This is a genomic window from Embleya sp. L77, from assembly GCF_055557415.1.
Genome location: NZ_CM145709.1, coordinates 6,745,356 through 6,771,413, shown reverse-complemented (window position 1 = coordinate 6,771,413; position 26,058 = coordinate 6,745,356). Strand labels below are relative to the sequence as shown.

General features: G+C 70.8%; 17 protein-coding genes. 10 read left to right on the top strand and 7 right to left on the bottom strand.

Features of this window, described 5'->3' with window-relative positions:
- Window positions 1-23: 23 nt before the first annotated feature.
- Window positions 24-2,750, top strand: a complete 2,727-nt coding sequence (locus ACZOOI_RS28865; protein ID WP_465278578.1) for an RNA polymerase sigma factor — start codon at window positions 24-26, stop codon at window positions 2,748-2,750.
- Window positions 2,751-3,074: 324 nt separating this feature from the next.
- Here ACZOOI_RS28865 and ACZOOI_RS28860 read toward each other — a convergent pair whose 3' ends face one another.
- Window positions 3,075-3,956 (bottom strand): STAS domain-containing protein, encoded by an 882-nt coding sequence (locus tag ACZOOI_RS28860; protein WP_465278577.1) that lies wholly within the window; start codon window positions 3,954-3,956, stop codon window positions 3,075-3,077.
- A gap of 574 nt (window positions 3,957-4,530) precedes the next feature.
- Here ACZOOI_RS28860 and ACZOOI_RS28855 point away from each other — a divergent pair.
- The 5 genes from ACZOOI_RS28855 (at window position 4,531) to ACZOOI_RS28835 (ending at window position 9,123) form a co-directional block, all read left to right on the top strand.
- Window positions 4,531-4,848 (top strand): hypothetical protein, encoded by a 318-nt coding sequence (locus ACZOOI_RS28855; RefSeq protein WP_465278576.1) that lies wholly within the window; start codon window positions 4,531-4,533, stop codon window positions 4,846-4,848.
- 83 nt (window positions 4,849-4,931) lie between these two features.
- Window positions 4,932-5,606, top strand: a complete 675-nt coding sequence (locus ACZOOI_RS28850; protein WP_465278575.1) for a Crp/Fnr family transcriptional regulator — start codon at window positions 4,932-4,934, stop codon at window positions 5,604-5,606.
- 321 nt (window positions 5,607-5,927) lie between these two features.
- Window positions 5,928-6,350: a DUF6069 family protein gene (locus ACZOOI_RS28845; protein WP_465278574.1), complete on the top strand. Its 423-nt coding sequence runs from the start codon at window positions 5,928-5,930 to the stop codon at window positions 6,348-6,350.
- Between the two features lie 235 nt (window positions 6,351-6,585).
- Window positions 6,586-7,611 carry a threonine ammonia-lyase gene (locus ACZOOI_RS28840; protein WP_465278573.1) on the top strand — a complete coding sequence of 342 codons (1,026 nt, stop codon included), beginning with the start codon at window positions 6,586-6,588 and terminating at the stop codon, window positions 7,609-7,611.
- A 486-nt stretch (window positions 7,612-8,097) separates the two neighbouring features.
- Entirely contained in the window at window positions 8,098-9,123 is a 1,026-nt protein-coding gene (locus tag ACZOOI_RS28835) for a carbohydrate-binding protein (RefSeq protein ID WP_465278572.1), read from the top strand.
- 144 nt (window positions 9,124-9,267) lie between these two features.
- Here ACZOOI_RS28835 and ACZOOI_RS28830 read toward each other — a convergent pair whose 3' ends face one another.
- Window positions 9,268-9,999 (bottom strand): hypothetical protein, encoded by a 732-nt coding sequence (locus ACZOOI_RS28830; RefSeq protein ID WP_465278571.1) that lies wholly within the window; start codon window positions 9,997-9,999, stop codon window positions 9,268-9,270.
- Window positions 10,000-10,494: 495 nt separating this feature from the next.
- Here ACZOOI_RS28830 and ACZOOI_RS28825 point away from each other — a divergent pair, with 495 nt between their 5' ends.
- On the top strand, window positions 10,495-11,946 hold the full coding sequence (locus tag ACZOOI_RS28825; protein ID WP_465278570.1) for a purine-cytosine permease family protein: 1,452 nt from the start codon (window positions 10,495-10,497) through the stop codon (window positions 11,944-11,946).
- Between the two features lie 353 nt (window positions 11,947-12,299).
- Here the strand turns inward: ACZOOI_RS28825 and ACZOOI_RS28820 are convergent, their stop codons facing one another.
- Window positions 12,300-12,815, bottom strand: a complete 516-nt coding sequence (locus ACZOOI_RS28820) for a hypothetical protein (RefSeq protein ID WP_465278569.1) — start codon at window positions 12,813-12,815, stop codon at window positions 12,300-12,302.
- Between the two features lie 859 nt (window positions 12,816-13,674).
- Here ACZOOI_RS28820 and ACZOOI_RS28815 point away from each other — a divergent pair.
- Both ACZOOI_RS28815 and ACZOOI_RS28810 read left to right on the top strand, forming a co-directional pair.
- On the top strand, window positions 13,675-15,039 hold the full coding sequence (locus ACZOOI_RS28815) for a pyridoxal phosphate-dependent decarboxylase family protein (RefSeq protein ID WP_465278568.1): 1,365 nt from the start codon (window positions 13,675-13,677) through the stop codon (window positions 15,037-15,039).
- Between the two features lie 239 nt (window positions 15,040-15,278).
- The gene (locus tag ACZOOI_RS28810; protein WP_465278567.1) at window positions 15,279-15,854 is read left to right on the top strand and encodes a hypothetical protein; all 576 of its coding nucleotides are present in this window, start codon (window positions 15,279-15,281) and stop codon (window positions 15,852-15,854) included.
- Window positions 15,855-15,952: 98 nt separating this feature from the next.
- Here ACZOOI_RS28810 and ACZOOI_RS28805 read toward each other — a convergent pair whose 3' ends face one another.
- Window positions 15,953-16,363, bottom strand: coding sequence for an organic hydroperoxide resistance protein (locus tag ACZOOI_RS28805; protein WP_391582309.1), 411 nt, complete (start codon window positions 16,361-16,363; stop codon window positions 15,953-15,955).
- Between the two features lie 136 nt (window positions 16,364-16,499).
- Here ACZOOI_RS28805 and ACZOOI_RS28800 point away from each other — a divergent pair, with 136 nt between their 5' ends.
- Window positions 16,500-17,099, top strand: a complete 600-nt coding sequence (locus tag ACZOOI_RS28800) for a TetR/AcrR family transcriptional regulator (RefSeq protein ID WP_465278566.1) — start codon at window positions 16,500-16,502, stop codon at window positions 17,097-17,099.
- A 350-nt stretch (window positions 17,100-17,449) separates the two neighbouring features.
- Here the strand turns inward: ACZOOI_RS28800 and ACZOOI_RS28795 are convergent, their stop codons facing one another.
- From ACZOOI_RS28795 to ACZOOI_RS28785, 3 genes are all read right to left on the bottom strand, one after another.
- Window positions 17,450-22,948, bottom strand: a complete 5,499-nt coding sequence (locus tag ACZOOI_RS28795; protein ID WP_465278565.1) for an ATP-binding protein — start codon at window positions 22,946-22,948, stop codon at window positions 17,450-17,452.
- 251 nt (window positions 22,949-23,199) lie between these two features.
- Window positions 23,200-24,618, bottom strand: coding sequence for a vWA domain-containing protein (locus ACZOOI_RS28790; RefSeq protein WP_465278564.1), 1,419 nt, complete (start codon window positions 24,616-24,618; stop codon window positions 23,200-23,202).
- On the bottom strand, window positions 24,615-25,922 hold the full coding sequence (locus ACZOOI_RS28785; RefSeq protein ID WP_465278563.1) for an AAA family ATPase: 1,308 nt from the start codon (window positions 25,920-25,922) through the stop codon (window positions 24,615-24,617). Before ACZOOI_RS28785 ends, ACZOOI_RS28790 begins: the two co-directional genes overlap by 4 nt.
- Window positions 25,923-26,058 lie beyond the last annotated feature (136 nt).

The window sequence follows — 26,058 nt, the reverse complement described above, 5'->3', positions numbered from 1 at the left end:
ACGCCGACTCGGCTGCTTCGGGCGTGAGTTCGGCTGCGGACCTGGACCGGGACGGGGACCTGGGCCTGGACTCGGAGTTGGAGTCGGAGTCGGAGTCGGAGTTGGACCGGGACTCGGACCCGGACCCGGACGACATGTGGCAGCGGTTGCGGGATGGGGACGAGGCTGCTCGGATCGCGTTGTACGAGCGTCACCATGACGCGATGGTGCGCTGGTTCCGAGTGCGGTTGCCCTCGGCGGCAGAGGCCGACGACTGCGTCAGTGAGGTGTTCGTCCGGGCGCTGGACGGCATCGCCCGTGACCTGAAACCGGATCGGGGCGTCGACCGGTGGTTGTGGGGCATCGCCAAGCACGTGTGGATGGCGGAACTGAAGGCGCGGCAACGCGTGGCGGACCGGTCGATCGAGGAGGAGACACCGGGCGCGAAGAGCGTGACCGGCTCGGGGGCGGCCGCGTGGGATGCCGATCTCGGTCACGCGTACGGCAAGTCGCAGGCGTTCGCCGCGATCTACACCGCAACCGACGCGCTGTCGCAGACCCAACGCATCGTGGTGAGCGCGCACTTGGACCACACGCTCGCCGAGATGCGCCCGGTCAAGGGCGCCGAACTCGCCGCCCGTCTGGGGTGGTCCCGGATCAGGGTCGACCGCGAACTGAGCCGCGGCCTGAAGAAGGTACGCGAGCGGGTGGGGCTCTTGGCGGCGGCACGCGCGGTGCGCTCCTGCTCCGAGGCTGCCCAAGTCCCGGCGCTCGCACGATTGTTCGTCGCCGAGGAAGCCGGGGCCGGCCTGGTGCCGACTCGGGCGGAGTATCGGGCGCTGGGGACGCACGCGAAGTCGTGTGCGAACTGTTCCGCCGTGGCCAAGGACGCCGTGCTCCAGCGCACCTGGGTGCTCGGCCCGGGCCTGGCTTTGGCGGCGGCCCGGCACGGTGCGGCGGACGAGGACGAGGACGAGCGGCGCCGCGCGGCGGTGGCCTGGTGGACGGGTCGTCCCGCGACCCCGGCCGAGGCGGCCTCGGCGGCCCCCGCCGCGACATCGGAGTTCGCCGCGTCGATGACCGCCGCGGCGCCCGCAACGGCCGATCCGGGCGGCCGGTTCGGCGAGATCGTGCGGAACGTACGCCCGGCCCTGGATGCCGTCGCCCGGCCCCTGGTCACCACGACCCGCGTCGTACGTGACGCGGTTCTACAGCAGTTGCTGCGCGTTCCCGGCGTCGCGCCGATGGTGAACACCGCTTCCCGGCTCGCCGGCGACAACCCCATGGCGGTACGTGTCGGCGGCGCGGTCGTCGCCCTGGCCACGGCGGCCGCCCTGACCTTGTTGGCCGTAGCGCCAGAACCCACGCACACACCGTCCGCCCGGCCCTCCCCCGGCGCCTCGGCGGCCCCCGGCGGTACGGGCCCCGGCCCGGCGGCGAATCCGAAAGCGGACGGCATCCCACCGTCGAGCCCCACCCCGACGGGTTCATCCGGAGTACCGCTTCCCGGCGATACCTCCTCGCCGAACGGCACATCGTCCTCGGGCGAGGAGGAAACAACCACCGCTCTGCCGGGCGGAGTTCCCGGCGGAACCAGCTCCGGGGCCGGGGCCGGTTCTGGTTCCGGATCCGATGCCCGCACCGGCACCGGTCAGAGCGGTGCGGGCACCACGCCCGGCACAGGTGGCCGAGCCGGCACCGGCACCGGCACAGAATCGGGCGGTCCCCCCGTGCCGGCGGTCTGGGGCTTCTGGATGGTCCGCTACGCCGACGACCCGATCGGTACCACACGCGAACTGTCGCCGACCCCGCAGCGCCCGGAAAGCCACGAGCCGAACTGGACCTACGGCATCTGGCGGCTCGGCAATCCGCCCGCCGTCAAGACGGTACGCGTCACGCACCTCGACGTCGGCCGGCATGTGGTGATCCTCCCGGACAGCGGCGCGCCCGGCGGCATCGCCCATGTGGCGGTCTCCGACTACGCCGCGAACGGCGTGTCCTGCCAGCCGGTGCGATGGTGGCAGGAGGGCTCCGACGAGAGGATCGAGGTCGCCTGTTTCGACCGTACCGGCACCCGCGCCGACATCCCGTTCACCGGACTGTTCCTCGCCGGAGACCGGAACGGCCCGTATGGACAGGCCGGTTCGCGCGGTTACGTGTACGCCGGCGAGCCGACCGCCGCCCGCCAACTCCCCGCCGCCGCGTCCCGACAGAACACCGGCGCGGTGACCCGTTCCGGCACCGGTCGCTATGCGGTTGCGGTCGCGGCGGACACGGACTCCGTGCAGGTCTCGCCGATCGGTACGACGGCGCGGCGCTGCGCGGTCGTCGCGTTGTCCGGAGGCACCGCGTCGGTGTCCTGCACCACGCACACCGGTGCGCCGGCCGACACCGCGTTCACGCTGAGCCACACCGGCCGGCAGAGCCTGCTCGACGACGCTCGGGTCCCGCACGCGGTGCACCTCACCGTCGCCGACGCACCCGGTTCCGCCGCGCCGACGGTCGTCGGATCGTGGATGTCCCGGCCGGGCACGGCGAGCGTGACGCGCACCGCGACCGGCCGCTACACGCTGCGCCTGTCCGTCGGTTACATGACCAGCTACGCGCACCTGACGGCCACCGGCGGCGGGTACTGCACCACGGTGCTCCGCAACGACTACGGCGCCAAGGACGACGTCCTCATGTACCTGGCCTGCTACACCCCCACCGGCGCACCGGCCGACAACGGCTTCCGACTCGACTACGTGACCGCGTCGCCGCATTACCCGTAGCGCGCGGCGCCTCCGGGCGACCGGACGGGGCCCATCCGTCGGGGACGATGCGCAAGGTGCTGCTCGGGCGGGTGGGCGCTGCGCAATTGCTCACCGGCAGGCCGGAGACACGGGCGTTCGCCATGATGCGGGCAGCGTTCGGGTAACGAGTCGCTCAGCGAGCCCCGGCGTGCAGCACGGGCCCGGCCCGCGCCGGCTTGCTCGGCCTCCGTCCGCCGCCCCACACCGGCCCGTTCGCCCCCCGCCGCCCCGCGCCGGCCCGTTCGCCCCCGCCAGCCCGCACCTGACTGTCGCCCCGACCCGGCACGCCTCGGCCCGGAGCATTCAGGCCGGGGGCTCATCACGCCGGCCGAGTGGCGTGGGGACGATCGTGCCTTCGAGGATGGTCGCCGCCGGCGTTTCCTCCAGCTTCGGGAGAGCCGGTTGGTCATGGGGCGTCGTGGGGTTGTCGAGGGCGGACAGGGGCGAGAGCGCGATCTCGAGGGTGGGGTAGACGGGGAGGATCTGGTTGAGGCCGGTGACGATCAGGACTTTGCCCATCCGTGCGAGGTTCTCGGCGCCCATTCCGGAGACCAGGCGCAGGACGGCGCCGCGCAGACGCATGGTCTGGAGGACGTAGACCAGGCCGCCGAGGACGCTGCTGTCCATGAAGGTCACGTCGGACAGGTCGATGACGATGTGCGGGTGGCGGGTGTCGGCGACGGCGCCTTCGAGGTGGGGGCGGACGGCGGGCATGACCTGGCCGTCCCAGTCGCCGCTGAGCCGAACGATCTGCCATTCGCCGTGTTGGGCGATGTGGCAGGTGACGCCGGCGCGGCGGTGGTGGGCGCCGAGCGGGATGTCGATGGGGTCGGCGTCGCGCAGGCCGTCGGCGGGTGTGCCTTCGGCCGGGGTTCTGGTGATCCGGCCCTGTTTGGCGAGGGTCCAGCGGCTGCGGCATTCGGCGAGGAGGGCTTGGCTGCCGCCGCACGCGCGGACGACGGCGAGGGCACGTTCGCGGCTGAGCAGGCGGCGGCCGGTGAGGCCGTCGCCGAGGGTGCTCTTGGGTATGTCGACGCCGGCTTTCCTGCAGCGGCGGCAGATCTCGTCGTAGGACGGGGCGCCGCTGTGCAAGCGGACGAGGGTGAGCCAATTCGCGAAGTCGCGGACGGGCGTGAGGTCTTCCACGACCGTCCGGGGTGGCTCGTTGCGCTCGCGGGCGGTCATTCGTTTCTCCCCCAGGTTCACCCGTGTTGCCGGCGGTCCGCGATCGTGCGAGGACTCAAAGTAGCGTCGTCCGTGGACGTCTGCGGTCGTTCGGGGACGTCTGCGGTCGTCCACGGTCGTCCGCGACCGTCCGCGTTCGTACGAGGGAGTGGCGGCGGATGGGCGGCGCGGGTTCGATGGAACGGTGGGACGCGTTCGATCGGATGTGCCTCACGTGGCCGGTCGTGCTCTCCCCGAACGGGTGAGCCCCCACCGGCCGACAGCCGACGGGGGCTCACCGCCCGGTCGGTGTTCGGCGGGCTACCACCCCCGCGGGTCGACCGGGTTGCTGGGCCGAGCTCGGGCGAATGAGGTCAACGTCAGCGTGTACACGATAACGCGAAGCACGGCCGGGAACTCCCCGGAATTAGGGAATCGGTCCGCACTCGTGGAGGAATACGCAGGTCAGGGGCCGTTCGAGTTGTCTTGGTTATCACTCACATGGCAGCGTAAGCAGTCCGCCACGAAATGCGCCTGCCTCCTACCAAGGCGCCGACGCTTTCGTATCCCAGAGCTCGGGTGAATGAGGAAGAGAATGTCTGAAAGTTTCGCGACGTTATTTTGCGTCGTCCTGATCGTTTTCGCATTGTCGGCGGTGATCGCGTATGCGGTCCGTCGGTTGAGCGCGACCGCGCCGGGGCGTCTGGTCGCGGTGATCGCGGCCATCACCGCGTTCGCGGGAGTGGTACCGGCGGTGATCTACGCGGCGTTCGCCGGCTCCCCGGCATCGTCGTCCGGGTCCCCCGTCGCCCCGTCCCAGGCCGCGTCCCCGCGGATGCTGTCGCCCGTGTCGGAGTCGCCCGCGGCCCGGTTCCGGGCGTCCGCCCCGGGCGACGTCCCCGCCGTGCCATGACGGGTGTCAGGCTCTTGCCCAGGCCCCGGCGGCAGGTCCCCGATACCGAGGCACGGATCACGGCCCCCTTGGTGTACTCGCGCATGCACTATCCCTCGCACAGCTTCTTCGGAACCCTCGATCGGGTCCATCGCAAGGCGCTGTTGTCCATGGCGTTGGTGCACCGCCTCGAAAAGGGAGGCTCGGAGAACCTGTTCTCGGAACGCACGGTGACGATCCTCCTGCGAGGAATTCTGAAGGAGGCCCCGTTCGCCGGCGGCCCTTTCCACACGAGGCTGCGTACGGCGGGCGATATTCTCGAATCGTCGGCGGTTTTCGACCCGACGGGCGGTAACATCACCGTCCACGGTGTGCAGTCCAGCGTGCTGGTGTCCATCTCCCGGCGTGGATTCGTCGCACTCCTGGGCGAACGTCCTCGTGCGATGACGGCGCTTGCCCGTTCGATGGCCCAACGGGAGAAACTCGACCTGTTCGTCAACGTCCATGTGCGGCAGGGCAACACGTCCGTGCGGATCGCCCGATACCTGTGCTTCCTCGCCGACTTCCTCGGCGAAAAGGCGGGGGACGGCGTGCGGATCTCCGGCTTCTCCCAGACCGACATCGCCGACGCCGTCGGCGCCTCCCGCGCATCCGTGGAGAACTTCTTTCGCGAACAACGCCGAGCCGGGACGGTATCCACCGCCTACCGCGTCATCGACATCGTCACCCCGAACGGCCTGCGCACCCAGGCGGGAAACCCGCCCGTCTGGCAACACTGAACCACACCGACAACCACCCACCCGCACGGCCGGCAACGGGCGGCGGAGGGGCACCGGGGGGTGCTGTTTCGGCTCGGAGTCGGCGACGCGTTGGCGACGGTTGGCGACACGTTCGTGTCGTGCCCGGGCGAGCGGGTGGCCACGCCGTGCCGGGGTCCGCCGCGAGGTCCCGGGACTTCGCGGGGTCTGGCGCGGGTCCGACTGCTGTGCTGCGGGCGCTTTGGTCGGGGAACGCGGGACGGCGGCGGCGATGACTTTTGCGGTAGGCGGCAGTCCAACCCTTCGACAGCACGACGACATCCGCCTTTCGGAGGACGCATCATGACCACGACCATCAACCCCGGTGTTCGACTGGCCACTTCGGTTCGCGAAAAGCGGGAGAGCGCGACGGGTGGCATCGGCAGGGCGCTCGCGTTCGCCTCCCTGGCGGGAATGGCAGTGGCCGGGGTCTACGAGGGCATCGTCCGGGCGTCCGGGGTGTCGTTGGACATCGGTGCGGCATCGGGCGAGGCGGAACCGATCCCGACCGGGGGCTTCGTGGGCTTCACCGCCATGTGGGCCCTCGCGGGCGTAGTCCTCGCACTCGGGCTCGCCCGGTGGGCGAAGCGACCGGGGCGCACCTACGCGGTGACCACGACGATCGTCGTAATCGCCTCGCTGGGCCTGCCGTTCGCCGTCCCCACGCCGCCCTGTCCACGCAACTCGTCCTCGCCGCGTCGCACCTGGTCGTCGCGGCCACCGTGATCCCGATCGTGGCCGCCCGACTGGCGCGCATGCGGTAACGCTCGCGTCGACCGGTTGCACGCATCGGAGGCCGATAGCCGGTGGCCGTTCAGTGCGGCGTATCCAATGCTCGAGTCGGCTGCACGGGAGGAGCGCTCGGACCGGCACCAGAGCGAAGAAGCCGCGCCAGGAAGAGACTCAACTCCTCGACAGAGTGCGACGCTTGCTCGCGCCGGCGGCGCTACGCTGCTGTGTCGTGCGGAAGACACGTCTCGACATCGATCGGATCCGGGCGGCTCGGCAGGTGATCGACCCGATTTTTCTCGACACTCCGCTGTATCGATGCGAGGCGCTGGAGCCCGGGCTCGGGTGCGCGGTGAGCATCAAGTTGGAAACGGCGAACCCGGTCCGCAGTTTCAAGGGCCGCGGCACCGAGGTGGTTGCGAGCCGGCTTGCGGACAGTGGCGCGCGAGCGGTGGTGTGTGCCAGTGCGGGCAACCTCGGACAGGCCCTCGCCTGGTCCGGGCGCGGGCGCAGGCTCGACGTCACCGTCGTGGCATCCCGCTTCGCGCCTGCGGCCAAGCTCGATCGTATCCGTGCGTTGGGTGCCGGGTTGGAACTGGTGGACGGCGACTTCGACATGGCGCGCGAGCGGGCGGCGGCCCTCGCGCGGAACGACGGGATCCGGCTGGTCGAGGACAGCCTGGACATCGAGACCTGCGAGGGCGCGGCGACCATCGGCCTCGAACTGGCGGGCGCCACAGCGACGTTCGACGCCGTCCTGATCGCCCTCGGCGGCGGGGCGCTGGCCACCGGTGTGGGTCGTGTGGTGAAGGCCCTGGCACCCGGAGTCGAGGTGATCTGCGTCCAGCCGCTGGGCGCACCGGCGATGACCCACTCGTGGCGCAGACGACGCGTCGTCACCACCGATTCGACGGACACCATCGCCGACGGCGTTGCCGGCCGACGTCCCATCCCGGCCGTCTTGGACGACCTCCTCCTGGTCGCCGACGATGCCGTCCTGGTCCGCGAGACGTCGATCATCGCCGGTATGCGGATGCTCCTCGACCACGCCGGCCTCGTCGTCGAACCGTCGGCCGCGCTCGGCATCGCGGCAATCCTCGAAGGCCGGGACCGCTTCGCCGGCCGCCACGTGGTCACCATCGTGTGCGGCAGCAACGTCGACGTGGACGCCTATCACCGCTGGGTCGGTGCGGCCGGTGCGGCTCCCACCGGTGCGGCCGGAGCGGCTCCCAGTGCTGCTCCCACCGGCGGGTCTTGACGATCGCCGCCGTGGGGTTGCTCCGCATACCGGGCTCGCGCACGGCTGGTCTTGGCGCGGCGGCGGCCGGGTGACGCGGTTCGCCCCCGGCCAACGCCTTACTCTGCCAAGGACCGCAGCCTCGGATATGCGCGCCTGGGCAAGGGGCCGGGAGCCCCGGGCCGGCGGTACGGTCACGCCGCGACCGCCCCACCCGGGCGGCCGGGGCCGGCACCTGTCGAGGCGGTTTCACGGGGCGGGGGTCATCGCCGCGCGCCGCCAACCGCCGTGTGTCGCCAACCGCCGTGCGCGCGAACGGCCTTGCGGTGTCCGGCTCGTGCGATGTTATCGGCAGATGTGATTACCCCGGCACGGTGCCACCGGCTACTTTGGTGCCGTCCGACCGGAGCTGTACGAGAACGTCCCGCTCGACGGTGGTTGGTTCGGACTCCGCGGCGGCGCCCGTCCTCCGGTTCCACGCCACTTCCGCCCCTCCCGAGGAGACGCATGTCCCGCCGCGCCCGTCCACGCCCTCGCCCTCGCCCTCGCCCGTTACCCATCGGCCTGGTAACCGTCCTCATCACCACACTCGTCGCGCTCGTCACGCTGGGCCCAGCCGGACCCGCCGGCGCGACGGGCTCGCCGCGACCCGGCGCCGTTCCGTCGCCCACCGCGCCGCATCGGGGGGTCGTTGCGCAGAACCCATCCGACACGCCGACTCCCGGGCGGGACAAGGCCGTTGCGGCCTTCGTCGAGCAGCGCGCCAAACTGCGCGCGGCGCTCTCCGGCGGCGACTCCGCAGCCGCGCCGAACGACGCCGCGACCGCCGGCGCGGGCGAAAGTGCGGGCGCGGGCGCAAACCTCGCGCCAACGCACAACTTCTGGGGTGTCTTCCCGCAGCCCGGCACCCATGACGGCATCACCGCGACGCACAGCGTGGATCCCTCGTATCGGGTCGGCAACTCGCAGAACTTCACCTACGCCCCGACCACCAAGGCGCAGAACTCGTGCATGGAGGTGGTCACCGCCTACTGGAGCCTGGGCGCCGAAATATGGGCGTGGGACTGGTGCGGCCAGAGCGGCCCCGCCAAGACCCTGAAGGTGAACGCCGACTTCCTGGCGAAGTACACCACCACCGCCAACGGAATCTCGTCCTACAGCGTGCAGTTGAGCAAGGACGCGACCTCGGGCAACGCGTGGTCGTCCTACCTGTACAACCACCGCACGCAGGCCTGGGAGTTGCTGTTCCGCTCGTCCGGCACCGACCAGAGCGCGCTCAACCACGGCTGGGACATCTTCGAGATCTACGCCACGGTCAACCCCGCCACCGGCAAGGGCTACTTCTGCACCGAGGCGCGCAATACGGCATTCGACAGCGCCGACATCAAGCTCCGCAGGGGCGGCACCTGGCAGCTCGCGACCTCCACCGACTCGCCCTGGACCAGCACCAACCCGCGCGGCAGCGACTTCCTGTGCCCATCGCTGACCTTCACCCGGGCCGCACAGAACCACCACTGGACGGTGCATCCCTGATCGTCCCCACAGCCGGCGAAGGACGTCCCATGACCGGCACCCCGGCCCCGACGGACGCATTCCGTCGGGGCCGCAGGCTTCAGGGTTGGCGGTACTCGGGCTCGGCCTCGAACTTGAGCTCGGCCTCGGGCTCGGGACGAAACTTCACCCGTCGGTCGGCACGGCGGTCCGGGCGTCGCCACCGGCCGTTTTCGTAGTAGCGGTTTCGGCTCCCGGGTCCCCTTCGACGGGGTACCCGATCACGGCGGCCGCCTCCGCTACGGACGCCCAGGAGGCGGCGGCGTTCAGGGCGCGGACCGTGTCCCGGCGGAGCGGTCGGTGAGCGTACAGGTGGCGCACCGCGTCGATGTCCACCGCGGTTTCGTAGTAGTCCTCGGCGAAATCTTGGAAGGCCTCGGGCGTCGGGTCGGTCAACAACCGGAAGAGCCAACCGGCGCCGTCGGGATCCGCATGCCCCTCGGGAAAATCGATCTCCCCCGCCTGCCACCGGTCATCCCCGGTCTCGCGCCACATGCACACGGTCACGGCCGGCATGTCGTCGCACGTGAAGGCCGGCTCCGTGACGCAGTCGTGGAACACCTCGGGAACCGAGTCCACCACACCCGGCCACGGCCCGTCGTCGACGTAAGGGCTCATCGGGGACTCGTGGTCGAAGCCCCGGATGTACGCCCCCGCGGACGAGAAGACGATGTCGAACTCGTCACCGCAGCCGTTGCGCATCGAGGCCGTCTCCTGCGACTCCGACCAGGTGGCGCTGAACGAGTAGTACCGCTCGCCGTCTGGGTTCAGCACCGCTTCCACCATGGCCATCGACCGACAGACATCCCGAAGCACCGGGATGTCGGGAAGAGCGCGCGCAACGTCGTGAACGGTCATGCGCTCATCCAAGCGCACGCCGCCGCCGCTCGGCCTTTCCTCCGTCGACCCGAAACACCTGGGCGGGCCCACCGGAGACGCCCTGGGAACATCACCCGTCGCGGATCGGATCTTCCCAGCGGCAGGGCTGCTCCGCGACCGAGGTGGATCGGTCGACAAGCGCACCTGCGGCGGCATTGCCGGTGTGCGTCGTGCGGCTGGTGCGGCCAGTGGTCCACGTTGCCGGTGCGGGCCGGGCGGGCGGTACGGGCGGTACGACGAGTGCGGCTTGACGTGGTCGTTGTGACCAACGTGGCCGACATGGCCCGTGCGGCCGCTGAAACCGGCGTGACCGGCGTGACCGGTTCCCGCTCCTCCGCGACGGAGGGGTTCGGTGTCCGGGAAATGAAATTCTTCATTCATGATCTTGCGGTCTGTTCATCTCCATGCCAGATTCGGCGCACAGACACAGAGACAGTTCGGCGTGATCGCCGCTACGCCTTGGGAGTCACGAGCATGCCGATCGAGCCAGCCTCCGAGGGGGGCCTCGCGATGGAACGCCGCACCATCGAGGTGATCCCCGACGCCGAGCGGCACGGTACGCCGCTCAGCCAGTTCACCCTGTGGTTCGGCGCCAACATGCAGGTCACCGCGATCGTCGACGGCGCCTTGGCGGTGGTCTTCGGCGCCGACGCGCTGTGGGCCATATTCGCCCTGCTCATCGGCAACGTGCTGGGCGGCGCCGTCATGGCCTTGCACTCGGCGCAGGGGCCGCGGCTCGGGGTCCCGCAGATGATCTCCAGTCGGGCGCAGTTCGGCGTCTACGGTGCGGTCCTGCCGCTGCTGCTGGTGATCCTGATGTATCTCGGCTTCGCCGCGACCGGCACCGTTCTGGCCGGTCAGGCGGTCTGCGAGATGCTGCACATCGACAACGCCAAGGTCGGCATCCTGATCTTCGGTGCGCTGACCGCGGTGGTGGCGGTCACCGGCTACCGGCTGATCCACATCGCCGGCCGCATCGCGACCGTCGTCGGTGTGCTCGGCCTCGGCTACCTGATGATCCGCCTGTTCACGCAGTACGACGTCGGCGCGCACGTGGGCGAGAAGGGCTTCGACTCCGCGACCTTCCTGCTCGCGGTCGGCCTCGGCGCCGGGTGGCAGCTCACCTTCGGCCCGTACGTCGCCGACTACTCGCGCTACCTGCCGCGCAACACCAGCCAGCGCGCGACGTTCTGGTCGACGTTCGCGGGCTCCGTGGTCGGTTCGCAGATCGCCATGACGCTGGGCGCGCTCACCGCGGCCGTCGCGGGCAAGGCGTTCCTGCCGGACCAGGTCGGCTTCCTCGGCGATCTGGCGGGCCCCGCGTTCCTGGCGTTCCTCATCTACCTGGTGATCGTGGTCGGCAAGCTGACCGTCAACTGCCTGAACGCGTATGGCGGCTTCATGTCGATCCTGACGATCGTGACGGCGTTCGACGGCCGGTCGCGGATCTCGCAGGTCGCCCGCGCGGCGTACATCATCGGATTCACCGCGGTCTCGGTGGTCATCGCGATGGCGGCTAGCGCCGACTTCCTGACCAACTTCAAGAACTTCGTCCTGCTGCTCCTGATGGTCTTCACGCCGTGGAGCGCGATCAACCTCGTCGACTACTACCTCATCTCGCGCGAACGCGTCGACATCCCCGCCCTGTACGACCCGAACGGTCGCTACGGCCGCTGGAATGTCACCGCCCTGACCTGCTACGTCGTGGGCGTGGTCGTGCAGATCCCGTTCCTGGCCACCAAGCTCTACACCGGCGCGATCACCGAGAAGCTGGACGGCGCGGACATCTCCTGGATCGTCGGCCTCGTGGTCACATCGGCGCTCTACTACCTGTGGGCACGCCACACCGCGAACCCGCCCACCGAAACCATCCGCCCCGCCGAGCCACAGGCCGACAAGAGCCGTACCGAGGCGCCGGTCGGCTGACGGCCGCGCAGACAGGGTGGGCTCCTCCCACCCGGCAAGCCAACGCCGCCTCCGCGCGGTCCCTCGCATCGGGACCGCACGGAGGCGGCACGCGTGCGGTCGGCGGACCGGCAAGGCCACGCCGACGTACGCCGGGCAGGCCGACGCGGCCGGGAAACACCCATCGGAAAGCGGCATGGCCGGCCGCCCCGGACCCGACCCGCGGCTGCTCGATCCCGTCCGCCGCCCCGACCGACGAGACCGTCCGCATCGCCGACGCCGCCAAGCGCACTGAGATACAGCGCGGCATCAACGGCAAAGTGGCTTCCACAGGACCTTGAGGCACCTCGCCTCCAGTCCCACCCGAAGCCCGGCTAAGGGTCGACTCGATCCACGACATCCAAGTCACCTTTGAAGGTGACCGCCACCATCCACGCTTTCGCGAGGCTACCGCCGCGGGTGTACGGGGTGATCGAGCCCGAGCCGACCAGGATCGCGCCGCGCGTGTAGTTGTTCTTCTCTTCGTTGTACGTGTACGTGACCATCCCGCCGCAGGCGTCGATCACATAGTCGAGGTTCCAGCGCCAGGCCTGCTGACACCAGGAGGCGTCGAAGCCCGATGCCTTGTTGCACGGCTCGCCGGTGTTGTCGCCGTAAACAGGCGCCGTCCAGGCCGAGTTCGTGGCCGGGCCGGTGTTCGCACCCGGCTTGTGACCGACTCCGAAGTAGTACTGGATGCCGTCCGTGGTGGTCAGTCGCCAGTGCTCACCGTCGTCGTCACCGTTGCTCGCGCCGGTCAGCAACTCGATGCGGGAACCGTCGTCGTTCGCCAGGCGCCACGCCTTCGAGATGTTGTCACGGGTTCGGATCGGCCCGTAGGTTCTGCGCACCTGTGCACGCGTGCTCCGCGCTGTTCCGCATCCGCTCAGGAGACCTGGCCCATGGGGCGGCCAACCCCGGGTCCGAACCCGCCCGCACCTTCGCCAGCCCGTCACCGCGTGCGGACTCGTCGGACTCATGACCACCCGTGGTCTCCTGGCGTCGAGCGCACCAACCATCCGCGGTGCAGCAATCACCCCCACCGTGTCCATCGCTCCCAAGCCCACCGAGCCGCCGCCGACCTCGACGGACCCCCGGGAGAGCCCATCGCCATCCGGGACGACGGCCACCCCAACTCGCCCCTGCCCCAGCCGAACAGCAGCACCACCACGGCTCGGGGCGCCCATCCCGGGTGCGGAGCTGTGGCATGTGCTCGGCGGCTTTCGTCGGCCTGTGGCCCGGTGGTCTCCGGCCTTCGGTGCACCGGCTGGATGGTGCGCTGGATCGCCGCCGGGACGAGTTCCGTTGATCAGCCGGTTCGCGGGTGTTCGGGCTTTGTTCGGTCGTCTTGACCGGCTTCTCGCCGTCGCGTTAGCTTGTTTGGAATCAAACGATGCGGAGGCAGGCGTGTTCTCCGGCGAGACAGGCAAGACGGGCGAGACACAGGCACGGTCGTGCACCTGTCCCGGGTCGTCCCCGCCGAGATCGCTGCGGTGGACCCCGAACATCGCGGCCGGGTAGTGGAATTCCGGCACACCCGAGCCGCACGAGAGCCACCGGCGACACGACTGCCCCGCGGCAGGCAACGGCCGCACACTCCGGCGGATGTCCCGTCCACCGCCCTCGGCCGCAACCGGGACCGTCACCACGTCCCTCGGCCCGCCGACCCCCTCAACCCCGTCCGGGTGTACGGAACAGAAGGAGAAGGTCATGGATCTGCGCCGCTGGCTCGAAGCAGCCGTGGCATCGAACGAGCACTGGTCCAGCGGCTTCGGGCCTTACCCGAGCCATCCGGCCCTGGCGGTCGAGGATGCCCGGTTCGCCGCCGCCTTCGAGACATTCACCGAGCGGCTGAAGGACAACTACCCCTTCTTTCACCCGCGTTACGCCGGTCAGATGCTCAAGCCGCCACATCCGGCAGCGGTCGTGGGCTACCTGACCGCAATGCTGATCAACCCCAACAACCACGCCCTGGACGGCGGACCAGCCACCGCCGAGATGGAACGTGAGGTCGTCGGACAGCTCGCCGCCATGTTCGGCTATGACACCCACCTCGGGCACCTCACCACCAGCGGGACCATCGCCAACCTGGAAGCCCTGTTCGTGGCACGCGAACTCCACCGCGGGAAGGGCATCGCCTACAGCACCGAAGCCCACTACACCCATGGGCGCATGTGCGGCGTGCTCGGCGTGGACGGCCATCCCGTCCCGGTCGACGACTCCGGGCGCATGGACCTCGACGCGCTGGAGACACTGCTGAGGACGGGACGGGTGGGCACCGTGGTGCTCACCGCGGGCACCACCGCGCTCGGCGCGGTCGAACCGGTCCACGAGGTACTGGAGTTACGCGAGCGGTACGACGTGCGGATCCACGTCGACGCCGCCTACGGCGGATTCTTCACCCTGCTGGCGGGGGTGGACGGCCCCGAAGGACTGCCCGCGGCACCGTGGCGGGCCATCGCCCGGTGCGACTCGATCGTCGTCGACCCGCACAAGCACGGTCTCCAGCCCTACGGGTGCGGTGCCGTGCTGTTCCGCGACCCCTCGGTCGGCCGTTTCTACCTGCACGACTCGCCCTACACCTACTTCACCTCCGAGGAGTTGCACCTGGGCGAGATCAGCCTGGAATGTTCGCGCGCCGGCGCCGCCGCAGCGGCGCTGTGGCTCACCTTCCAGGTGCTGCCGCCCACTCTCGAAGGACTCGGGCAGTCGCTCGCGGCCGGCCGCCGCGCGGCGCTTCGCTGGGCCGAACTGATCGACCGATCCGACTGCTTGGAGCTCTACCAACCCCCGGAGTTGGACATCGTCGGCTACTTCCCGGTCACCTCGCCCAACTCCCTCTCGCACATCGACGCAGCCGCCGCCCGAATCCTCCACGAGGGCATGGCGGACCCCGAGGACCCGGTCTTCGTGAGTACGCTCCGGATCGATGCCGATCGACTGACTGCCCGTCACCCCACGATCACCGCCGACGCCGACGGCGCCCGCATCCTGCGCAGCGTGCTGATGAAGCCGGAGTCCGAGGAGTACGTGGACCACCTGCACAACCGCCTGGAACAGCTCGCCCGTTCGTGACGAACTCGGCCGGCCGCTCGAACACGAGCCGAGGGGCTGTCAGGTGCGACGGCACGGTACGGCGAAGAAGGACGTCTCCCCCGCTGCCGCCGGGCGGCAGTCGAGGCGCCCGATCTACGAGGAATGCAAAAATCACCGCAAAAGGCCCTGATGCGCGGAGGAATTCGGCTAGTTTGCGCGGGAGTTCGAGACGTTCTCGGGTCGTGTCGGCACCACTCCAGGGAAAGGTCGGGCACCGCATGCTGTTGCAAAACAAGATCCACGGGGCGGCGTCACAAGCACTCAGGACGCGCGCGTACAACCTGGTTCAGCAGATCGCCGCGCAGAACGCGGCCGTGAACGAGATGCTGACGAGGCAGGACATCGTGCTGTTGATCCAGGTGGAGCCGGGCGTGGGCGACCAGAGCACCGTGGCCACCCTGCGCAACGGCGGCCGCACCGGGATCACCGTCACCGTCCACGTCGACCAGGGCGACGACGCCGACAAGCTGGACGGGGATCTGCTGCACGAACTCGTCCTGCACGCCGAGCCCGCCACCGCCCGGCACTTGGCGGCCGTGGCGCAGCAGCAGCTTCCCGTGCACGCGACCGACGACGACACCATCGAGGCCGAGGAAACGGCCGAACACGAGGATCCGCATGCCTGGTACCGCATGGCCGGCATCGCGCTGACCTTCGGCAACAACCTGTTCGAGCGGGCGATCGCCGACACCGCCTCGCACCACCCGGAGTCGGCCGTCATGGTGCTGCGCATGATGGTGGACGCGGACAGGATCACGCCGGAGTACGCGTCCGACGTGGCCGGCCTGATCTGACCGTCCGAAAACCGTCGCGATGAGGTGGCGGGAGTTCCGGTCGTCCGGGCGGGGGCTCTCGCCCCCTCCCGTCGATCCGACCGAGGCCGAGGGAAGGTCTACTCGACGACGAGTTCGACCGGGATGTTGCCTCGGGTTGCGTTCGAGTACGGGCAGACCTGGTGGGTGGCCTCGATGAGCGCGCGGCCCTGCTCCGGGGACAGGTGTTCCGGCAGTTCCACGCGCAGGGTCACGCTCAGGCCGAAGCCGCCTTCGCCGTTCGCGTTCAGGCCGACCTCGGCCGTCACCGAGGCGTCCGCGGCGTCCACCTTCTGGCGCTTGGACACGAGCTGCATCGCGCTGGCGAAGCAGGCCGCGTATCCCGCCGCGAACAGCTGCTCGGGGTTGGTCCCGATGCCGTCCCCGCCGAGTTCCTTCTGGAGGCCGAGGGTGACGTCGAGCTGCCCGTCGGAGCTCACCGCCCGTCCGTCCCGTCCGGCCGAGGTCGCGATCGCGGTGTAGAGGCTCATGTGGTTTCCGCCTTCTCCGAGTGGGGTGAACGTGTAGCGGTAGCGGTGGCGAATGGCGATGACAGCGACCTAGACAGATCTTTCTGTCTTGCTCGCCTCCATGAATGTAGACAGGTCTGTCTGGTATCGTCAAGGTGTGCGTACGACAGCCTCCGACCAGCCCCGCGAGAGTCCGGCCCGCCGCCGTGTCCTGGACACCGCGACCACGCTCTTCTACGCCCAGGGTGTGCACGCCGTGGGTGTCGACCGGATCATCGCCGAGGCCGGCGTGGCGAAGGCGACGTTCTACAACCACTTCCCGTCCAAGGACGAACTGGTCCACGCCTACCTCGACGAGCAGTACCGCTCACAGCGCCACGCGGCCGCAACGCTCCTGGCCGCCTCGGCCGAGGTGCCGGCGCGCGCGGTCCTGCTTCGGCTGTTCGACCTGATGGTCGAGATCGGCCGCAAACCCGGCTTCCGTGGCTGTCCGTTCATCAACGCCGCCGCCGAATTCCCGGACGCCTCCCACCCGGTGCGCGCCGCCGTCCTCGACCACCGCACGTGGTTCCGCACCATGCTGACCGACCTGCTGACCGCCGCCGGCGGCACCCGCCCCGGGGCCACCGCGGACATCCTCATGCTGCTGCGCGACGGCCTGGCCGTCGGCTGCTACCTGGACGACGCGGACACGATGCGCCGCGTGGTCCGCGACGCCCTGGGCCGCGTACTCGACGCACCCGGCGACACCGCGTAGCCCACTCCCACGCACAGGTCACCGACCACCGAGCACACAGCACCCAGCACCGATCCGCATTCCGGCCGACCGGCCACCACCGCGAACTCCGGCGCGGCGACGAAGCGTTGCCCGGGCGAACCAAAAGCCCGCCATGCGTCACAGGGCGCTCGGCCCGAAACGCCACCGGCCCCCCTGCACGCACGGCTCGGCGGGGTGGAAAGGACGATACGACGTCCCTTCCACCCCGCCGGAGTCACGCGGCCGGCATGTTGCCCGAGTACCGCCGCCCCAAGGGATCGGCATACCGGTCCGCTCCCGCCCGACGACCCGCGGGCCCGGCCACGGCCCGCGACCCGTCGGGCGAACGGTCAGCGCTTCATGCCGTGTTCGATGGCTTCGATGATCCTCGGGCGCAGTTCGGCGGCGCTGATGATGGCGTCCACCGAGCCGACCTCGACCGCGCGGCGGATGCTGTGCACGCGGTCGAATTCGGCCGCGACCTCGCCGACCTTCTCCGCACGGACCGCGGACTGCACCTCGGCGAGGCGGGCGTTCAGGACCGCTCGCTCGGCGCCCACGGTGGTCGAGATCTGCGTCTGCAGGTCGGTCACCCGCGGGTCGGTGGCGGTGCGGTTGTTGACGTCGCCGGAGAAGACCACGGCCGCCGCCGGAGCGCCGCCCAGGACCGAGGCGAAGGAGCCCTCCAGGGCCAGCACGGTCATGTTCGGGTTGAGCGCCTTGGAGAAGACCACGAACGCGCCGCCGTGGTAGCGCGAGATCACGCAGAAGACGATCGGGCCGTCGAAGTTGACGATGGCGCGGCCGATTTCGGCGCCGTACTCCAGTTGGGCCTTGCGCATCGACTCGGGCGAGCCGTCGAACCCGGACAGGTTGGCCAGCACGACCAGCGGCCGGTTGCCGGAGGCCGCGTTGATCGCCCGGGCGGTCTTCTTCGACGACTTCGGGAACAGGGTGCCCGCGGTGTAGGTGTCCGGGCCGTCGGTGGGCGGGAAGCCACGCCGCGGCACCGACCGCGACTCGATGCCGATCAGGCAGACCGGCCAACCGCCGATGTGCACGTCCTGGACCGCCGAGGTGTCCGCGTCGGCCATCCCCGCCCAGCGCTCCAGCACCGGGTGGTCCTGGTCGGACAGTGCGCGCATCACCGTGCGGATGTCGAACGGCTTCTTGCGGTCCGGGTTGTGCTCCGCGGAGAAGATCCGGCCGACGGTGGTGAAGTCGCTGTCGACGGGCGCGTGCGGGAAGTCGCAGACATCGCGGTCGATCGGGTCGCTCGTGTGCGCCTTGCGCGGTGCACTCTCGCCGGGCGCGATGTAGGTGTGGTCGTAGTGCGCCATCAACACGTCGCGGGCGGACGGGAGATCGGGCGCCCAGTACTGCGCCTGGCCGTTGGGGCCCATCACCCGGTCGTACCCGCCGATGCCGAAGTTGTCCTCGGCGGAGACGCCGCCGGAGAAGTCCAGCGCCTGCTTGCCGGTGAGCACCATCGCCGAGTCCGGCGTCATCACCAGGATGCCCTTGGTGTGCATCAGCATCGTCGCCTCGGCGTTCCAGTACGGCTGTGCGCCGACGGTGATGCCCGCGACCACGATGTTGATCTCGCCGCCGTCCTGGGTGAACGTGACGATGCGCTTGAGCGCGGCGGCGACCCAGTCCATGTTCTCGGTACCCGAGGTCATCGAGACTCGGGCGCCGGAGGACAGCGCGAACCATTCCAGCGGGACGCGCATGCGCTCGGCGAGGTCGAGCGCGGCGATCACCCGGCGGCATTCCGGCTCGGACAGCGCGCCGAGCGACTTGGTCGGGTCGCCGAGCAGCACCACGCGGGTCACGCCCTGGGGGTGGCGTTCGGTGGGCGTGGAGACGACGCCGGCGACGATCGCCGCGGTGTTCCGACCCCTGGGCCGGTCCACCGGTACGAGCGCGCTCGACTCGTCGAGGTCGTGCTCGACGAAGCTGCCGTGCGCGCCGGCGAGCATGCCGGTCAGTTCGTACGGGTAGACGTTGCCGCGGCGGGCCGCGCGCAGCACCTTCTGCCGGTAGTCGTCCAGCGGGAGCACCGGTTCCGTCGACGGCTCGCCGACGTGCAGGCTCGCGCCGTGGCCCGGAGCGAGGGTGATGGTCGCGGCGATCTCGGTCAGTTCGCCGCTGCTCCTGCGCCGGCGGGCCACGAACTGGACCTCTTCGAGCCCGGCGCCGGCGGTGGTCGGCAGGATGCGCTGGACCAGGGCGTTGAGTTCGTCGGCGGTCAGTTCGGTCGACGGCCAGACGTACATCATGATGCGGTTGGTGTCGAAGCGCTTGTTCTGCGGTCGTTGCGCCTGGATGTTGCGGATCGCGTCCAGGCCCGCGGTGATCGCGTCCTCCACGGCGGGCAGCGCGACCAGTCGGCCGTCGGTCTCGCGCAGCGGCGTCAGGTCGCGGACCTGGCCCATGGCGATCAGCCGCTCGTCGGCGGGGTTGCTCTTGGCGACGGCCTTGAACAGGTAGATCTCCTCGTCGACCGAGGGCAGCCGGGTGAGGTCGAACTCGCGCAGCCGCTGCAGTTGCAGGCGGCGGGCGATCTGCGGGTGCAGACCGCGGATCAGCCGGTCCTCGGCGAAGCCGTTCCCGTCCGGGCGGAAGGTGAAGTGGTGGTGCATCACCGCGCCGCTGGTGCCGGCCACGGTGGTGGTGATCCGGCGTACGCCCGCCGGCAGCGGCTGTTCGGCCAGCAGTCGGCCCAGCCGCTCCGCCATCGCCTCGGCGTCCGGCTGGTCCTCCCAGGTGAGGTAGAGGTCGGCGACCAGGCCCTGTTCGGCGACGTCGGCCGCGAGCGCACCGACCGCGCCGATGGCGTCGGGCAGTTCGGCGATGTCGACGGCGGTGGTGACCACGCGGGTCGGGCCCGCCGTACGGGTGTGCTCGGCGGTGACGAACCGGCAGCCCGCCTGCTCGCGCACGGTGACCTCGGAGAGCCCGCGGTTGCCGTAGTAGCGGCGGGTCAGCACCTCCAGCAGCGGCGCGTGGTCGCGGCCCGGCCGGCCGATCCGCTGGCCGATCAGCCGGACCAGCGGCTCGGAGCCGGCCACCATGGTCTGGATGCGCTCGGCGCGGTCCGGTGCGTCCGGGTGCTGGTCCAGGTGGCGCAGTTCGTTGCGTACCCCGGCGTAGACCTTGGCCCGGTTGCGGCGCAGCAGCGGCTGGGCGAACCAGCGGAACACCACGCCGCGGGCCAGGTCCGACACCGCGGGGAAGCGCACCTGGGTGGCCTCGATCAGGTGTTCCAGGGTGAGTCCGGCGCGTTCGCTGAGCGATTCCAGCGGGGGTGCGCCGGCCAGCCACTGGCGCAGCAGTTCGGACACCAGGGCGACGTCGGTGGACATGCGCTGCTGGGCCAGGAAGATCCGGAAGATCGCGGCTTCCAGTTCGGGGGTGCGGTCCAGGTCGGCGATGCCGTAGTGGCCCAGCACCCGCACGAGTTTGGCCCGGAACGCCTCGGTGAGACCGGCGCGTTCGGGGTCCAGGCTCTGCAGGTAGCTGTGGAAGTACTCGCGCGGGCTGTGCACCGGGCTGTCCCGCTCGACGTCGAGTTCGCCGCCGGGCTTGTTGCGACTCAGCTCCGACAGGTCGGCGAACACCGCGAGCAGGTCCACCTCGCCCGGCAGCGGCCGGCCGCCGAGGTCGGCCCGGGCGGCCAGGTACTCGGACAACACGCGCTTGTGGTCCTGCGGATCGACGTCGAAGCCCAGGAGCAGGCTGCGCAGGTCCTGCAGGCCGCGCTCGACCCGTTGGGCGGCGGACGCGGGCACCGCCTCGGCGGGCAGGTCCACCTCGATGCTCTCGCCGGCGCCCACGGCTTCCTCGGCGGCGCCTTCGCTGCCCTCCTCGGCGAGCGGCTCCAGGCGCATCAGCGGTGCGCCGGTCTCCACCTGGCTGCCCACCGACACCGGGCATTCGCGAACCCGGGCGCGGAACGGCGCACGCAGCACCGTCTCCATCTTCATGCTCTCCAGCACCAGGATCGGCGCGCCCGAGGCGACCTCGTCGCCGACCGCGATCGGCGTAGCGACCACCAGCGCGGGTGCGGGCGAGCGTACGACGCCGCCCTCGTCGCGGCTGATCCGGTGGGTGACGCCGTCCACCTCGACCAGGTGGGTGGGGCCGTGCGTGGCGGACACCAGCCGGAAGCGGTGTCCGTTGACCACGATCCGGCCGCTGTGCGTGTCGAACCGCTCGACCTCGATGTCGGCCGGGTGCGCGGCGCCGCCGCCGCCGAAGATCGCGACGCGGAAACGCTTGTCGCCCACTCGGGCCACGCTCACCCGGTAGCCGACGCCGCGGAGCTTGAGGTCCAGCGGCCGGCCGCTTTCGTGCTGTACCTGCGGACGGCCGCCGTGCGCGGTGGAGAGCAACCGCTGCCGGCTGATCTCCTCCTCGTCCTGGTATGCCTCGATCGCGGCCGCCGCCAGGGCGATCGCGGAGTGCCGGTGGGTGACCAGGCGGCCCTCGGCGCGGACCCGGTCGATCCAGCCGGTGTCGGCGCTCGCGTCGATCACCTCGGGCTGGTCGAGCAGGTCGAGCACGAAGCTCTTGTTGGTCGCGCCGCCCTCGATGATCACGGTGGTCTCGGCCATCGCCCGGCGCAGTCGGCCCAGTGCCTGCTCGCGGTCGCGGCCGTAGGCGATGATCTTGGCGATCATGGAGTCGAAGTCGGCCGGGATCCGGTCGCCCTCGCTGACCCCGGTGTCCACCCGGATGCCGGGGCCGGCGGGCAGTGCCAGGCGGGTGATGCGGCCGGGCGAGGGGGCGAAGTCGCGGTCCGGGTCCTCGGCGTTGAGCCGGGCCTCGATGGCGTGGCCGAGTTCGGCCGGCTGCGGGCCGGTCAGCCTGCCGCCGCCCGCCACGTGCAGTTGCAGGCGTACCAGGTCGGTGCCGGTGGTGATCTCGGTGATCGGGTGCTCGACCTGGAGCCGGGTGTTGACCTCCAGGAAGGCGAACAGCTTCTCCCCGGGGTGGTAGAGGAACTCGACGGTCGCGGCGCCGCGGTAGTCGACGGCCACGGCCAACCGCTCGGCGGACGCCTTGAGTTCCGCGGTCTGCTCCGGGTGCAGGACCGGCGAGGCGGACTCCTCGATGATCTTCTGGTTGCGTCGCTGCACCGAGCAGTCGCGTACGCCCAGCGCCCACGCGGTGCCCTGCCCGTCGGCGATGACCTGGACCTCGACGTGCCGGGCGCCGGTGACCAGGCGCTCCAGGAAGACCACGCCGGAGCCGAACGCGCGCAGCGCCTCCTGGCTGGTGCGCAGGTAGGCGTCGGTCAGGTCCGCGGCCGAGGCGACCATCCGGATCCCGCGCCCGCCGCCGCCCGCGGTGGCCTTGAGCATCAGCGGGTAGCCGATCTCCTCGCCGGCGCGCAGCGCGTCCTCCAGCGTGGCGACCGCGCCGCGGCTCCACGGCGCGACCGGGACGCCGACCTCCTCGGCGAGCAGCTTGGCGCCGATCTTGTCGCCGAGCCTGCGCATCGCCTCGGCGCTCGGCCCCACGAAGGTGACGCCGATGCGCTCGCACAGTTCGGCGAACGCCGGGTCCTCGGCGACGAAGCCCCAGCCGACCCAGGCGGCGTCGGCGCCGGACTCCACCAGCGCGCGTTCCAGGACGGCGTGGTCGAGGTAGGGGCGGGCCGAGGCGGGGCCCAGCGGGTAGGCGATGTCGGCCTCCCGCACGAAGGTCGCGTCGCGGTCGGAGTCGGTGTAGAGGGCGACCGTCTCCACCCTCGTCCCCGTTTCCGCCGAAAGATCCCGGACGGCGTGGATGAGCCGCATTGCGGCTTCTCCACGATTGACGATCGCGACACGACTGAACACCGGCTGTAGCCTCCCAAGTACCTTCGTGCAGAAGGCGACGTCCGGGTCCCGGAGCGTCGCCTGCACCTATCTATACCCTGCTTGGTTACTGCCGGGTACACCCATGTCCTGCATCGTGCACGCCTGGGCCGCTGCGTTGTAGGGTTCCTACAAAAAGCGACGCGGGCCACACCGAACAGCCACCCTTTCGGGCATGGTCTGCGACAACCGCGCCCGGCGGCGTGCGTCCGCATCTTCGCGCGGCCCGGAACTCACCGGGCGGCGGACGCCGCGTCGATGACCACGACTCTCGCCCAGTCCGGCGGCGTGTCCGGCACGTAGTCGGGGTCGTCCTCGTTCCACGACCGGCTCGCCTGCCGGGGAAACAGGCCGACCACCGTACGGCAGGACGGTCGCGTGCTCGGCCAACTCGTCTGGCCGTCGGTCAGCACCACGACCACGTCCGGTCGGTGCTGCGCCCGCAGCGCCTTGGCGAAGCCGGTGCGCAGATCCGTACCCCCACCGCCCACCAGCGGGATTCCCTCACTGCTGCACAGCGTATGTGCGATCGTGGCCGCCGCGTCGCACGGCACCACGGTGATCAGGTCGCGCCGGCCGCCCACGGCACGGCAGATCGCGGCGACCTCCAGGAGCGCGCTGCCCAGTTCGGCGTCGCTGACCGACCCGGAGGTGTCGATGATCACGCTCACCCGCGGCGGCTTGCGGCGCAGACTCGGCAGCACGACGCCGGGCACGCCGGCCGAACGCCGGGACGGACGGCCGTAGGTGTAGTCGTCGCCCGCCCCGGCACCCGAGGTCGCCGAGCGCACCGCCGCCCCCAACAACTCGCGCCACGGCTGCGGCGGATGGAACGCCTCCTCCGCCCATCGCCGCCACCCCTTCGGCGCGTCCCCCGGACGGGCCGTGATGCCCTGTGCCACCCGGAATCGCACGGCGTCGCGCTCCTGCGCGCTGAGACCGTGCGCGCCCTCCGGCCCCAGCTCCCACTCGCGTTCCAGGCCGTCCGCGCCACTGCCGCAGTCCAGCCAGACCAGCCCCTGGGTGAACGGCCCGAGCCGGAACTGACGCAGGTAGTCCTCCATCAGCTCGCCCTCGCCCAGCCCCAGCATCGCCGGCTCGACGGCACCTTCGGGTCGGACCAGGCCGTCGCCGTAGGCGTCGTCGTTGATCTCGCAGTCCGCGGCGATGTTCATCCGCAGCCGCTCCCCCGGTCCGACCAGCCCGCGCTCGCGTGCCACCCGGTCGCTGCGTCCGTGGTGATCGCGCAGCAGGTGCGACACCTCGTGCACCCAGACCGCGGCCAGTTCCTCCGGCGGCATGCGGTCGACGAACGCCGGCGAGACGTAGCACCGCCAGTGCCGGTCGACGGCCATCGTCGGTACGCTCCGCGACTCGACGATGTGCAGGGCGAACAGCGCGGTGGCCAGGTAGGGGCGGGCTCGGGCGGCGTACAGGCGGGCGGCGAACAGCTTGTCGAGGTCCAGAGGCTTGGGGGCGTCGGCGGGTCCTGGTGCGTCCGGTGCCCTTGGCACGGCCGGCGGGCTCGGTGCGTTCCGTGGGCTCCGTGCACGTCGTGGGCTCGATGCATCGGATGGGCTCGGTGCGGGCGGTGCGGCGGGTGGGTCCGTCGGCTTGGGCGCGTTCGTGGTCGTCGGTGCGTCCGTGGTCATCGAACCCCCTTCGCGGCGCTCGCGACGCGGGCCGCCGTCCGGTCCGCTCGGCGGGACAGGGACACCGCTCCGGCGAGGCGCTCGATCGAGGCCGGGACGTCCCAGTCCTCGTGGCGCAGCGAGGCGAGCGTGCTCGCCGGGACGACCACCAGGTCCGGGGCGCCGGTCTCCATCGCCCGGACCAGGAGCGCCCATGCCGCGTCCCAGCGGGGCTTCTCCGGGCGCTTGCGGACCGCGTCCACCACACCGTCGAGCACGGCCTGGCGCAGATCGCCGCGCTCGGGCAGGACGGCGGCGGCCGGGTCGGCGAGCAGGTCCTCGGGGTCGGGGAGGTCCATCCGGTCCAAGCCGGCCAGCAACTCCAGCCCCGGGCCGTCCCCCACCGTGCCCCTGACCAGCATGGAGAGCACCTCCCGGGAGGAACCGGCCGCGGTCGCGAAGGCGATCAGGCACAGCGCCATCTCCCAACTGCGCGGCGACGGCCACGGACCGCCTCGGCCGGTCTCGCTGGTCGGCAGCCGGTGCACGAGCGTCGGTCGCGCCGCGAGCAGCCCGCACACGGCCCGACGGGCGAACGCCACCGCCTCCGGCAGGCCGGTCGGGTCGAGCCGGGGCAGGGTGGCCTTCGGCCACGTGCCACCGAGCCCGCGGACCACGACGTCGTGGTCGTGGGTCCATTGCAGATGCACGAATCGGTTCGCCAGGGGTGCGCTCAGTTCCCAGCCGTCGGCCGCCGAGGAGCGCGGGTTGGCGGCGGCCACGATCCGCACCCCGGGCGGCAACTGCAGTGCGCCGATCCGTCGTTCGAGGACGAGGCGGAGCAGGGCGGCCTGCACGGCCGGTGTCGCGGTGGAGAGTTCGTCCAGGAACAGCAGCCCTCGGCCGGCCCGCACCAGGCGCACCGCCCAGTCCGGCGGGGCCAACGGGACACCCTGTTCGGCGGGATCGTCGCCGACGATGGGCAGCCCGGAGAAGTCGGAGGGTTCGTGCACGCTGGCGATCACCGTGGTCAGCGGAAGGTCCAGGGACGCGGCGAGTTGGGTCAGCGCCGCGGTCTTGCCGATGCCCGGCTCGCCCCACAGGAGTACCGGCAGGTCGGCGGCCACGGCCAGGGTCAGGGCCTCCAGTTGGGTGTCCGGGCGCGGTTCGGTGCCGGCGTCGCGCAGGAGGGCCAACAGGTCGCCGGCGACGTCGAGTTGGCGGGTGTGCCGCGGCTCGACGGACGGGGTGCGGGCCGCGGTGGTGCCGACGGACGGCCGGGAATTCGGCGCGGTGGCGGGGCTGTACGGGGCGTATGTGGTCATGTCTTCATCACCTTTGGGCTTGGGTCCCCGGGGCGGCAGCGGCGGTCGCGCGGGCCTGACCGGACGTCCCCCGGGGCGGGCGGCGGTTGTGTTCCGATGCGCGTGAGTGCGCGGACTGTCGTTTCGGCTCGACGCG